The sequence below is a fragment of the Nocardioides maradonensis genome, assembly GCF_054777115.1.
The window spans coordinates 49,642-61,625 of sequence record NZ_BAAHAZ010000007.1; the positions used below are offsets into that span (position 1 = coordinate 49,642).

At 69.9% G+C, this 11,984-nt stretch carries 11 protein-coding genes; 5 read left to right on the top strand and 6 right to left on the bottom strand.

The genetic code is table 11. The features are described from left to right. The first annotated feature begins 29 nt into the window (after positions 1-29). Positions 30-911: a sulfotransferase family protein gene (locus tag ACYVAQ_RS09820; RefSeq protein ID WP_460788789.1), complete on the top strand. Its 882-nt coding sequence runs from the start codon at positions 30-32 to the stop codon at positions 909-911. Between the two features lie 5 nt (positions 912-916). Here the strand turns inward: ACYVAQ_RS09820 and ACYVAQ_RS09825 are convergent, their stop codons facing one another. Genes ACYVAQ_RS09825 through ACYVAQ_RS09835 form a run of 3 tightly spaced genes read right to left on the bottom strand, consistent with a single transcriptional unit; the run spans position 917 to position 3,778 of the window. Further along, entirely contained in the window at positions 917-1,462 is a 546-nt protein-coding gene (locus tag ACYVAQ_RS09825) for an acyltransferase (RefSeq protein ID WP_460788790.1), read from the bottom strand. 4 nt (positions 1,463-1,466) lie between these two features. Further along, positions 1,467-2,387, bottom strand: coding sequence for a glycosyltransferase family 2 protein (locus ACYVAQ_RS09830; RefSeq protein ID WP_460788792.1), 921 nt, complete (start codon positions 2,385-2,387; stop codon positions 1,467-1,469). 50 nt (positions 2,388-2,437) lie between these two features. Further along, positions 2,438-3,778 carry a UDP-glucose dehydrogenase family protein gene (locus tag ACYVAQ_RS09835; RefSeq protein ID WP_460788794.1) on the bottom strand — a complete coding sequence of 447 codons (1,341 nt, stop codon included), beginning with the start codon at positions 3,776-3,778 and terminating at the stop codon, positions 2,438-2,440. 261 nt (positions 3,779-4,039) lie between these two features. Here ACYVAQ_RS09835 and ACYVAQ_RS09840 point away from each other — a divergent pair, with 261 nt between their 5' ends. Further along, the gene (locus ACYVAQ_RS09840; RefSeq protein ID WP_460788796.1) at positions 4,040-5,059 is read left to right on the top strand and encodes a glycosyltransferase; all 1,020 of its coding nucleotides are present in this window, start codon (positions 4,040-4,042) and stop codon (positions 5,057-5,059) included. 37 nt (positions 5,060-5,096) lie between these two features. Then, the gene (locus ACYVAQ_RS09845; RefSeq protein ID WP_460788798.1) at positions 5,097-6,179 is read left to right on the top strand and encodes an LCP family protein; all 1,083 of its coding nucleotides are present in this window, start codon (positions 5,097-5,099) and stop codon (positions 6,177-6,179) included. 24 nt (positions 6,180-6,203) lie between these two features. Here the strand turns inward: ACYVAQ_RS09845 and ACYVAQ_RS09850 are convergent, their stop codons facing one another. The 3 genes from ACYVAQ_RS09850 to ACYVAQ_RS09860 form a co-directional block, all read right to left on the bottom strand. Next, complete coding sequence (locus tag ACYVAQ_RS09850; protein WP_460788800.1) at positions 6,204-7,514, bottom strand: exopolysaccharide biosynthesis polyprenyl glycosylphosphotransferase; 1,311 nt, start codon at positions 7,512-7,514, stop codon at positions 6,204-6,206. 218 nt (positions 7,515-7,732) lie between these two features. Then, entirely contained in the window at positions 7,733-8,476 is a 744-nt protein-coding gene (locus ACYVAQ_RS09855) for a LuxR C-terminal-related transcriptional regulator (RefSeq protein ID WP_460788801.1), read from the bottom strand. Then, positions 8,473-9,861, bottom strand: a complete 1,389-nt coding sequence (locus ACYVAQ_RS09860) for a sensor histidine kinase (protein WP_460788803.1) — start codon at positions 9,859-9,861, stop codon at positions 8,473-8,475. Before ACYVAQ_RS09860 ends, ACYVAQ_RS09855 begins: the two co-directional genes overlap by 4 nt. Before the next feature lie 458 nt (positions 9,862-10,319). On the opposite strand from ACYVAQ_RS09860, the gene ACYVAQ_RS09865 reads away from it, so the two are divergent. Continuing rightward, positions 10,320-10,973, top strand: a complete 654-nt coding sequence (locus ACYVAQ_RS09865) for a response regulator transcription factor (RefSeq protein ID WP_460788804.1) — start codon at positions 10,320-10,322, stop codon at positions 10,971-10,973. 50 nt (positions 10,974-11,023) lie between these two features. Continuing rightward, positions 11,024-11,833: an FkbM family methyltransferase gene (locus ACYVAQ_RS09870; protein WP_460788806.1), complete on the top strand. Its 810-nt coding sequence runs from the start codon at positions 11,024-11,026 to the stop codon at positions 11,831-11,833. Positions 11,834-11,984: the final 151 nt, after the last annotated feature.

The window sequence follows — 11,984 nt, forward strand, 5'->3', positions numbered from 1 at the left end:
GGTCGCCCCCAGCCGGATCGCGTGGTTGGATGACGATCGTCATGCCGCACGCGGCGGTTCCGCGCGAGCACACGGGAGACCTCATGGCCGAGCCGATCACCCAGGTCGCCAGCCAGCGTCTGGTGTTCGTCGGCGGCCTTCACCGCAGCGGGACCACTCCCCTGGCCCGAGCGCTCGCCGAGCACCCCAGCATCGGCGGGCTTCAGGGGACGGGAGTCGCCGAGGACGAGGGTCAGCACCTGCAGGACGTCTATCCGCGCATCCGGGCGTACGGCGGGATGGGGCGGTTCGCCCGCGCGGCGGGCGCGCACCTGACGGAGCGCTCGACCCTGGTGAGCCCGGGCAACGCGCAACGGCTGATCGACTCCTGGACGCCGTACTGGGACCTCGACCGCCCGCTGCTGCTCGAGAAGTCGCCCGCCAACATGATCATGGGCCGCTTCCTGCAGGCCCTGTTCCCCGGCTCCGCTCTCGTGGTGGTGCTGCGTCACCCGGTCGTCACCGCGCTCGCCCTGCAGAAGTGGAACCCCGTGGTCGTGGCCCGCAACGGCCGCAGACGTACGACGCTGCTGGGCCGGGTGGAGCACTGGGTGCGCGCCCACGACCTCCTGCGCGAGGACCTTCCCCACCTGTCGCGGATCGAGGTCGTCCGCTACGAGGACCTCGTTGCCCGTCCGGTCGACGAGCTCGCGCGTCTGCAGCGGCTGCTGCGCCTCGACGACCCGATCCCGCACAGCTCGCTGCGGAGCGACCGCAGCGACGGCTACGTCGATCAGTGGCAGCGCATGGCCACGGCAGGTCCGCTCCAGCGCCAGATCCGCCGCAGCATCATCGACCGGTTCGCGGACGACATGCTGCGTTGGGGGTACGACGCCGAGACCCTCGCCGTTCTCCCCCGCTCCGAGGGCTGACCGACTCATCGGAAGGTGCCGGTCACGACGGCGGGATTTCCGGTGACGATCACGCCGGCAGGTACCGCTCCCCGGACGACCGCGCCGGCACCCACGAGGCTGTCGTCCCCGATCTGGGTGCCTTTCAGTACCAGCGCATGCGCCCCGACCCACACGTTGCGGCCCACCCGGACCGGGCGACGGCTCGCGGGCAGCGCGGGAGCGTGCCGAAGCTGCGGCGCCGCGTTGTGGAAATCGCTGTCCGTGATGCCGCAGTCGGAGACGAGGCACATCGCGCCGAGCTCGACCAGCTCACCCGCGACGATCCAGCAGCCGTTGAGGAGCGAGTCCGGCCCGACCTCGACCCGCCCTCCGCCGTTGACGATCACCCTTCCGCGGATCCGAGTCCGATCGCCGAGCACGAGCTCGGTGCCCTGTCGCAGCCGCAGGCGCCCCACGAAGCGCACGTCTCGCCCGATCCGGAGCCGCCGGTAGCGCAGCCGGTACCAGCGGCGCCGTACCGCGAACACGACTTCGGTACTGATCCGGGCGACGCCCGTGAGCTCTCGCATCGACCTAGACCCCGTGCCCGCGGCGCTTCAGGGCATGGACCACTTGACGCCAGGACACCACTCCCGAGGCGACGGCGAGCGCCAGGTAGGCGCGCGGCTCGACGGGGCGACACCTCACCGCCCGAGCTGCCCATCGCAGTGCCTCCGCGCGGCGGCCGAGCGCGGCGCACCCGAAGGCCAGCTTGCCGTACGACAGCGCGGCCGCGCGCCTATCGCGCCCCATCTCCGGATGGTGCTGCAGCAGCCACAGCTGGGCGTCGTTGCGCACCTGCCACTGCTCGACGAAGTACGACGAGCTGCTCCAGCTCACCTCGACGAGTGGTCGGTCGACGTGGACGATGTCGCGTCCGCGCGACGCCCGCAGCAGCAGGTCCCAATCCTCGGCCATGCTGTGCGGCAACCGCTCGTCCACCAGTCCGATCCGGCCGAGCAGCGCCGCGCGGTCGACCAGGAAGGACGACGAGTGCAACATCGCCATGCGCGAACGCAGGAGCATGGTGTGGTTGACGGCAGACAGGCCGGCCAGACGGATGCTCCGGCGGCCCTGATAGGTGACGGTCATCGCCGTCGTGGCGAAATCTCCACCGGCCCGGGTCAGGGCCTCGACCTGTGCGGACAGCTTCTCCGGGCGCCAGGAGTCGTCGTCGTCGCAGAACGCCACCAGGTCGCCGCGGGCGGCGAGGATGCCGGTGTTGCGGCTACCAGCCAAGCCGGGACGGCGTTGGTTGGTCAGCGTGCGCACCGTGCGCTGGGGCCGCCCCGCAGGGAGGGCGAAGCGCGGGAGGCCGCCGTCGAAGACGACGATGACCTCCAGGTCCTCGGCGAAGTCCTGGGCGAGAACCGAGTCGACCGCGCGAAGCAGCAGCGCGGGCCTGTCCTTCGTCGGGATGACGACCGAGACTCGAGGGGGCGCGTCTCGCTCCACCCCGAAGCTCGTCGCGGCTGGGAAGGGTGCTGTCCGGACAGGCATCGGCCCTACCCCGCCGCGACCGAGAGGGCGCCGACTCCCAGCTGTCCCCTGCCCACCGCGTCGTAGCGGAAGCCGTGCCGGAGCACGTCCTCCGGGTCGAGGATGTTGCGCAGGTCGACGATATTCGGCTCGGCCATCACCTGGGCGACTGCTGCCAGGTCCACCTCGGCGAACTCCGGCCACTCCGTCGCGATCACGAGCACTCGCGCGCCGCGGCACGCGTCCAGGCAGGACTCGGTGATGCCGATGCCACGCACGGGCCGCTGGACCGTCGGGTCGTAGGCACGCACGAGCAGGCCCATCGACGCGAGTCGCTCCGCGATCACCATCGCCGGGGAGTCGCGCAGGTCGTCGGTCCCGGCCTTGAACGTCAGGCCCCAGATCGCCACACTCGTGCGGGGCTCGCGGGGCCCGAGCATTCCGAGCACCTTCGCCACCATCCACTCCCGGTGCGCCACGTTGTAGTTCATCGCCGCACGCAGCAAGGTGAAGTCGAAGCCGCACGACAATGACGTGCGCATCAGGGCGGAGGTGTCCTTGGGGAAGCACGAGCCACCCCAACCCGGCCCGGGCCGCAGGAAATGTCGACCGATGCGGTGGTCGGTGCCGACGCCCTCCATCACGGCGTCGATGTCGGCACCCACCACCTCACAGACCTCCGCCATCGAATTGACGAAGCTGAGCCGGACGGCGAGGTAGGCGTTGGCGGCGTATTTGATCGTCTCCGCGCTCGCGGTGTCAGTGACGACGACCTCGGTGTCGATGCCGTCGTACAGCCCCATCACTCGCCGAGCCGCGACGATGTCGTCGCTGCCGATGACGATGCGATCCGGGTGCAGGAAGTCACGCACGGCGCTGCCCTCGGCGAGGAACTCGGGGTTGGCGACGACCGCGATATCCTCACGACCGAGCAGGCGGCGCACGCGTCGCGCCGTGCCGACCGGAACGGTGGACTTCTCCACGAGCACCGCACCCGGTCGGAGGTGAGGGGCGATCTCGCTGACAGCGTCCATCAGGGCAGCGAGATCGGCACTGCCGTCGTTTCCCTGTGGCGTGGGCAGGCACAGCACCACGACGTCGGCGTCGCTGACCGCATCCGTGTTGCTGGTGCCGAAACGCAGGCGACCGGCCGCCGTCATCGACCCGACGATCTCGGCCAGACCCGGTTCCACGATCGCCGCGGTCCCGTCGCGGAGCTGCTCGACCCGCGACGCGTCACAGTCGGTGCACACGACCTGATGCCCCAGGACGGCGAAGCATGCGCCCGCCGTCAGGCCCACGTAGCCGGTGCCGATGACACACACCCGCATGATCGGGCCGGCGACCCTCGGCTCCACGTGATCCATGAGCGCTCCGCCTTCCACGACTGTTCCACCGGGGACCGACCCGGCTGTCGGCCCCGCTCGCGCCCAGCCCCGGATGCCCCGACGCCCGTCAGCCGGCGTTCGAATGTAGGCAGCACGCTGAGCGGAGCGACTCGCCAATATTGAGGAACCGTCTGCGTCCGAACGGCCACGTCGCTCTCTCTTCACCAATATCAGCGAGGTAGCGGTCCCCGGACCCGACCTAGGGTCGTCGCAGCAGACGGCGGCGAAGGAGGAATCGCCATGCAGAGAGCTGCTCCGGTCACGAGCGCGAGACGGGCAGAAGAGCCGTGGATCCGTCCAGGAACCACGCTGCTCGTCGCATCGACGGGCGGCCACCTCGACCAGCTGCACCGGCTCCGACAACGGTTCCAGCCGGTCCTCGAACGCGTCGAGTGGGTCACCTTCGACACTCCTCAAGCCCGCCACCTGCTGGCGGAGGAGGTCGTGCACTACGTGCCGTTCATCCGTCCGAAGGACGTCACCGGAACGCTGCGCAGCGGACGTGCCGCAGCACAGCTGTTGGGTCAGCACCGGTACAGCCGGGTCATCTCGACAGGCGCCGCCGTCGCGGTGCCGTTCCTGGGCGAGGCGCGCGCGCTCGGTATGGCCGCGCACTACATCGAGAGTGCCGCACGCAGCGAGGGGAGCAGCATGTCGGGTGCCATGGTCTCCCACATCCCCGGCGTGCGGCTCTACGGTCAGTACCCTGCGTGGACCAGTGGCCGTTGGCAGTTCCGCGGGTCGGTCTTCGACGGCTATGCGCACGGACCCGACCGGCGCAGCCCCTCCATCGACAAGGTCGTCGTGACGGTCGGCACCCAGCGCGACTTCGGCTTCCGCCGAGCGCTGGAGCGGCTCGTGCGGCTGCTTCCCCAGGTGTGCACGACGTCCGCGACCGTGCTGTGGCAGACGGGGTCGACCGACATCACCGGTCTCGGCGTTCAGGGAGTGGAGAGCGTTCCCACCCGGGACCTGGCGCAGGCCGTGGCGGAGGCAGACCTGGTCGTGAGCCACTCCGGGGTCGGTACGGCGCTGGTCGCGCTCGACCACGGCAAGTGCCCGACCCTGCTCCCACGACGACGTGACCGACACGAGCACACCGATGACCACCAGTGCCTCATCGCCGAGGAGCTGCTGCGGCGCGGACTTGCTGTCCGGGCCGACCCCGACGACCTGACCGCCGAGCACCTCGTCAGCGCCGCACGGATGACCGCGGTCCACGCCGCGGATCCTCCTCGCTTCCTCCTCCAGCCTGATTGACCCGCCGGTCACCGTCGACGAGGAAGTGGAGTGAGCGATGACCCATGACATCGATGTCCTGGACGAGGTCCTCGATGACGATCGGCCGGCCCGTCGGCGCAGGCTGCAGTGGCGGACCGTGCTGGGGTGCCTGGGCGCCGTCGCGCTTCTCGGATTCGGTCTCCTGCTCGCCGGGACCTCGTACGTCGAGCACCACCTGGCGAGCCGGATCGGAACCATCCCGGATGCGTTCGCCGGCCTGGACCACCGTCCCGTGAAACCCGGTGTCGCGGCCGGGGCCACGAACATCCTGCTCGTGGGCAGCGATCGGCGATCCACCGTGCCGACGACCGGGCGTCGGGCGGCCGCTCCCGAGTGGCTGCCCGGAGCGCAGCGCAGCGACACGCTCATGCTCGTGCACGTCGCCCAGGACCGACGGAACGTCACCGTTGTCTCGATCCCACGAGATTCCTGGGTCCAGATTCCCGGCCATGGCGCGGCGAAGGTCAATGCGGCTTTCTCGCTAGGAGGGCCCTCGCTCCTCGTGTCCACGGTCGAGCGGCTGACCGGCGTGCGCATCGACCACCTGGCAGTCGTGGACTGGGACGGCTTCCAGCGCCTGACCGACGTCCTCGGTGGGGTCGACGTCGTGGTCCCGCGGACCGTCTACGACCCGGCCCGCCAGTACACGTGGACTGCGGGCGCACATCACCTCGACGGTGCGCAGGCCTTGCTCTACGTCCGTCAGCGCGAAGGCCTTCCCGGCGGGGACCTGAACCGCGTGCAGCGGCAGCAGAACCTGCTGCGCATCCTGCTCGGCAAGGCCTTCACCACCAGTCCGTGGACCGACCCGATCCAGCACTACCGCATGCTCGCCGCCGTCACGGCCAACCTGAGCACCGACGCGGGGTGGACCACCCACGAGATCGAACACCTCGCTCGACAGCTCAGCAACGTGCCGACGGACTCCTTCTACTTCACCACTGCGCCCGTGTCGGGCACGGGGCGTGTGGGCGCCCAGGACGTGGTCTTCCTCGACCGGGTCGCGGGGCGCTCCCTCTGGGACGCGCTCAACCAGGACCGCGCGCCGAGCTGGTTCGCGCGGCACCCGGACCGCCAGCTCCCCGCGACGGTCGACTGAGCCGCACGCTCGGGCCGAGCGATATCAGTACGCCCCGCCGTGCGCAAGCACCGCGTGCACCGTGCGAAAGACGATCGCAACGTCGAGGCCCAACGACCAGTTGTCGACGTAGTACAGGTCCAGCTGCATCGCCCTGGTCCACGAGAGGTCTGAACGGCCCGAGACCTGCCAGAGACCGGTCAGTCCTGGCTTGACCACCATGCGCCGGCGCATGTCGAAGCTGTAGCGCGCCACCTCGTCCGGCAGAGCGGGGCGCGGACCGACGAGCGCCATGTCGCCGCGGACCACGTTCCACAGCTGCGGAAGCTCGTCGAGCGAGTAGCGGCGCAGCACCCGTCCGACGCGGGTCACTCGCGGATCAGCACGCAGCTTGAACAGGACACCGTCGGCGTCGTTGGAGGCCGACAGCTCGACGACACGACGGTCCGCGTCCACGACCATGGTGCGCAGCTTGAGCATGGTGAAAGGACGCCCGCCGCGACCGATCCGGCGCTGACAGTAGAGCGCCGGTCCTGGTGAGTCGCCCCGGATGATGACGAGCAGGAGGAGCAGGAGGGGAGCCAGGACGAGCAGGGCCACCGCGGCAACGGAGCGTTCGACGACGTTCTTGACGGTGCGACGCATGCCCCGCAGCTCGGCGCGGCGTACGTGCAGGACCGAGACCGAGCCGGTGACGCCCAAGAGGGCACGCTGGGGCACCAGCTCGGGCAGTCCCGGCGCGACGAGCATCTCGGTGTTGCTGCTCTCGAGACTCCAGGCGATGCGGCGGATCTCCGCGGGCGACACCTGGGAACAGGGCACCACGAGCACCGCGTCCGCGGCGTACGCCGCAACCGTCCGCGTCACCGCAACATGGCCCACCTCGAACACCGTGGGTACGTCGCGGTCGACCGGGCGCCGCCCGACGACGCACGCCGCGACCACGACGAACTCCGGGTTGGCATCACCGGCCAGCTCGTCCATCCACCGTTCGATCGCGGGTCGTGCGCCTACCGCGACGACCCTGCGCACCGCATGTGCTCCCGTGGCGACACGTCCGGATCCCCACGCCGCGGCGCGGCACGCCACCAGCCAGGCGAGGGTCAGTCCGACCGTCGTGACCATGCGGCCGCGATGTCCGGGCCACAGCGCGGCACCGACGATCTCGCTGACCACGACCATGCCGAGAGCGACCTGGCAGACGACGCCCAGCTCGACGGTGCCGCGGGCGAACAGCTTCCTGACCTGGCTCCCGGTGAGCGCCAGGAGGAACCACCAGGCCGCGGCCATGACCGCAGCGGCCACGGGAGGAAGCAGGCAGCCGGCGATGACCAACACGCCTGCGGTGTCGGCCACGGGGAGCAGGCGGACCGAGAGACGACGTGGAACCGCGGACGAGCGTACGCCGGGCAGGCGGCGGTGCGCGATCGCCGCAGGCCCCTTCCTCGGCTCCACATGGGCAGACGTCGACATACAGCTGTCCCCTCGGTCGTCGCGCGGTAGTGCTGGCGCGGGCACCGGGTGCGCAGTGGTGAGCCCCACCACCTTCGGCGAGGTGAGCTGCAGTCACATCCTCAACGTTGATGATTAGTCACGAACGCGTCGTCGAACGCCGTCGCGGCAGGGGCGGCCTGCTCGGCGACCGGAGGCTTCCACCGGGCCTGGTGGGCCATCCCGACCGCCGTGAGCTGGGACCCCACCTGCAGCTTGGCCAGCACCGCCTTGACCTGCGTGCGCACCGTGGACTCCGAGACGAACCGCTGGCGAGCGATCTCCCCGACCTGCATCCCGCTCATGAGCATGCCAAGGACCTCCGCCTCGCGGTGGGTGAGCAGGTCGAGACGCGCCCGCATGTCCTTCTCAGCAGCCATCTGGTCGTGCCAGTGCGCCAGCAGGTCGATGCGCTCCCCGGGCGCCATGGTCGGGAGTCCGTTGTCGATACGACTGACCGTCGCGACGATGTCGCTGACAGGAGCACACTTCGAGATCACCTTGCGCGCGCCGTGCTCCAAGCACTCACCCCAGCGCGCCCGCTCGACCGCGCTGGTCACGACCACGACAGTGACGCCCCGCGCGGCCAGCGGCCGGATGAGGTCCAGGCCGCTGCAGAACGGGGTCAGGTCGAGGTCCACCATGACCACCGTCGGGCGAAGCCGCATGACCTCCGTCATGAGCTGCGCCATCGAGTGGTGGCAACGCTCGACAGGAACTCTGTGCGCGGTGTACCCCTCGAGGCGCAACACCGCTGCTAACGATTCGGCGAACAGCACGTGATCGTCGACGAGCGCGATCCTGGTTCTCTCGGCAACAGACTTCATCTGTGATCCCCCTGGTTTGTTGCTGGCAAAGTCAGTTCGAACGTCGTGTTCCCCGGGTGTCCTGCGGCGAGCTCCAACGAGCCACCCTGGGCCTTCGCGAGCCGGCGTGCGAAGTGCAGGCCGATGCCGTGGCCGGGTGATGCGTGGTCGCGTACGCCCCGGCGGAACAGGTGCCGATGGACCGAGGTCGGCACCCCCGGCCCGTCGTCGGTCACGCTCATGCGCACCACGGACCCCTCCTGTGCTGCGCGGAGATGCACGCTGCTCCCGGGCGCGTGCACCGACGCGTTGACGAGCAACGTGTTCACGGCGGTGCCGATCAGGTCAGGACTACCTTCGACTCGACAACCCGACGGCTCCCAGTCGACCTGCTGGCCCGCGAGACGGCGCGCCATCACGATCGAGCGGAGCACGGCGTCCAGGTCGACGTCCGGCACCGAAGCGACCGGCTTGCCGTTGAGAAGCCGCTCGATCCGGTCGAGCTCGCCGGCCAACATCCAGCTGACGTCGTCACGACGCGCACGGGGCAGGTCCTCCTTGTGCTGGGTGAGGAGCCGCACCGCGGAAGCGATGCCGGCGAAGCTCGCTCTCACCTCGTGGATCTGCTCGGAGGCAGTCGCGCCTCCCAACGTGACGCCGGCCAGCTCCCGTACCGCTTCGACCCGAACCCGGTCCTGGAAGAACAACGAGAGCGCGATCCGTAGGAGCACCGACGCGGCCGCTACACCGGCAACCAGACTCACCACACCCCAGGTCGACGCCTGACTCGGGTCGGCCGGCGCCGCGATCCGGCTGGTCGCACCGAAGACACAGATCGCCAACAGCTGGACGCGCATGGGCCTGCTGAGACCTCGGACACGGGTCACCGCGATGACGGCGAGAAGACCCCACACACTCAGGACGATCCGCGCCAGCGCGTCAGCCATCCACCCAGAACCGTCGAATCCGAGTGCGGCCAGTGTGGTTTGGACGCACGCGCCGATGGTGCCCACCACGATCCCGAGCCAGATCGGACCGCTCTGGGGAAGGCTGTCGGGCCGGACGATCGCGCGGCGGGCCAGGAACAGCCACAGCGCGACCATCACCACGTCGAACTCCTCGAAAGCTGACATCGGCGAGCCAGCTCGATGCCCGGCGTAGAGGCGCAGCGTGCAGCTGGTCACGTAGATCGCCCCGCACATCGACCCAGCCGCGAACCAACCCCCAGCATTCGTGTGGGCGAGCCGCCAGCGCCACGCGAGAGCGATGGTCGAGCACCAGATCAGCCCAAGGTAGGCCGACCACCCCACGACCAACGCCAAGGACAACCGATGGGTCGAGAAACGAGCACCTGCGGTCGCCACGACCAGGCACAGCAGGCTCACGCCAGCGACGCCGACGAGCATCCAGGCCAGAGCGCGCCCCAGCGAAGCAGGCAACGCCCGCTTTCCCTCACGCCCCAGCTCAGCAGGTCCGGAACCACGCGAACCCCCCGGCCGCGCCCCAGCCGCCCGGCTCATCCACGAAAGATACGTCGCGAAGGGCCACTCCGTGGCAGATCACAGGACCAATACCCCAAATGGGGTAGAAGCTTGGAAAAAAGTACGCCTCGGCGTGTCTGGTCAACGAAAGATCTGTCTAGTCCGCACGCCCTCGCTGTGGTGGCCCGGACGGGCGTCCGACGCACCACGCTCACCGCTCGACAGCGGCCCGCCGTGGGTCGCGCAGTCACCGTTTTGGGCGATGCCGCACAGGAGGAGCCCGATGAGACTGAGCCCAGGGCAGGAGGTGGGGTGAGGATGTGGGAGCGGGTCGGAACATGCTGTTCTCGATCGATGATTCCGGGGCAGGAGTTGGCCGACGCGTGCTGGTCGCCTCCAGCCAGCGGCTTGTCCGCGACACCCTGAGTGCGGCTCTTCGCAGCGCAGGGTTCATCACCACGACCACTGCAGTACCCACCGGCACGGCCCAGGTTCACGCTACCCGCCGGCGGATCGCCCAGATCGCCCCGGAGGTCGGCCTGCTGGCCGCGGACGTGTACAGCGCCGCCGACCTGCGTGAGGCCGCAGCGGTCGTCACCCTGCTCGAGCTCGATTGGCTCCTCCTGACGTCCACCCGGCGCAGCGCGGCCTGGGGCGCCCTGATCGAGGCGGGCGTCCACGACGTCCTGGGTGCCGCGACCGACCTCGAAGGGCTCAGCCGTGCGCTGCGCCAGCTCGCCTCCGGTCGACCACCCGTCCCCGCCCACGACCACGAGGAGGCGCTGCGCCCGTGGCAGGACGGGCCCGAGGACCGGCGGATGCTGGCTCGGCGGATCGAAGGACTCTCCCCGCGCGAGATGGAGATCCTCGTCGACCTCCATCGCGGGGACTCTCCCAAGACCATCGCCACCCGAGCGGGCGTCTCGGAGGGCACGGTACGCACACAGGTCAGGTCGTTGATGCACAAGCTAGCGGTGAGGTCCCAGATCCAAGCCGTCGCCTCCTACCGCGACCTCAACCAGTGGATCGCGGGCTGAGCCCTACGATCCCGCGTGGCACCTGCCCTCGCCGCCGTAGGGTGGCCGCCATGACGCCCACGCCCACGCCGGCCCCGTCGATGAGCGTCGACGCCTCCTACCGGCTGTTCTCGAACAACACCCTGGTCCGCAGCCACCGCGACGGTGTACCTCCCTACGCGCTGCGGCGCCGGATGCAGTCGATCTTCCTGCGCATGTGCGCCGAGCTCGAGCCCACCGTCGCGTTCGAGGCCGGCGCCCACGAGGGCACCTTCAGCCGCACGATCAAGGAGCAGACCCCGGGTGCGCGCGTCGTCGCCTTCGAGGCGAACCCCCACGTGCACGCCAAGTACGCCGACGAGCTCGCCGCCGCCGGCGTCGACTACGTGCACACCGCCGTCGCCGACAGCGCCGGCCCGATCGACTTGACCATCCCGCTGCGCGTCCAGGACCAGGACCGCCCGCTCGACGGCACCAGCGCCAGCCTCGGCACGCACCGCACCCTGGAGCGCTCCGAGCACGTCACCGTCCCCGCTGCCCGGCTCGACGACCTCGTGCAGGTCGGGCCGGACGACCGGGTGGTCGCGTGGATCGACGTCGAGGGCGCCAACGGCCCGGTCCTCGAGTCCGGCCGCGACGTCCTCGCCCGCACCTCGCTGGTCTACATCGAGGTCGAGAGCGAAGTTGTGTGGGACGGCCAGTGGATCGACGTCGACGTCGCGCGCTTCTTCGCCGAGATCGGCCTGGTCCCGGTCCTGCGCGACATCCAGTCACCGGACCGGGCGTTCCAGCACAACGTCGTGTACGCCGCCCCCGAGATCGCCTCCGACCGGGCGACGGCCCGCAAGGTGCACCAGCTGTTCCGCCCCGCCGACGGCTGACGGGTCATCCTGGTGAGAGTGCCCGACGACCGAGCCCGGGCATCGGAAGGGTTGCTCACGGATCAGCCGGTCCCGACCGGTCGAACGCGTGATGCATAGCCCGATCGGGCCACCGCACCGAGCCGCTCAGTCACTCTTCTGGGGCATTGAC

Excerpts from the sequence above, each read along its gene's own strand:
- ACYVAQ_RS09840 (WP_460788796.1), top strand. The coding sequence starts at position 4,040 with ATGCAGAGAGCTGCTCCGGTCACGAGCGCGAGACGGGCAGAAGAGCCG.
- ACYVAQ_RS09845 (WP_460788798.1), top strand. The coding sequence starts at position 5,097 with ATGACCCATGACATCGATGTCCTGGACGAGGTCCTCGATGACGATCGG.
- ACYVAQ_RS09825 (WP_460788790.1), bottom strand. The coding sequence starts at position 1,462 with ATGCGAGAGCTCACGGGCGTCGCCCGGATCAGTACCGAAGTCGTGTTC.
- ACYVAQ_RS09820 (WP_460788789.1), top strand. The coding sequence starts at position 30 with ATGACGATCGTCATGCCGCACGCGGCGGTTCCGCGCGAGCACACGGGA.
- ACYVAQ_RS09870 (WP_460788806.1), top strand. The coding sequence starts at position 11,024 with ATGACGCCCACGCCCACGCCGGCCCCGTCGATGAGCGTCGACGCCTCC.
- ACYVAQ_RS09855 (WP_460788801.1), bottom strand. The coding sequence starts at position 8,476 with ATGAAGTCTGTTGCCGAGAGAACCAGGATCGCGCTCGTCGACGATCAC.
- ACYVAQ_RS09835 (WP_460788794.1), bottom strand. The coding sequence starts at position 3,778 with ATGGATCACGTGGAGCCGAGGGTCGCCGGCCCGATCATGCGGGTGTGT.
- ACYVAQ_RS09860 (WP_460788803.1), bottom strand. The coding sequence starts at position 9,861 with ATGCTCGTCGGCGTCGCTGGCGTGAGCCTGCTGTGCCTGGTCGTGGCG.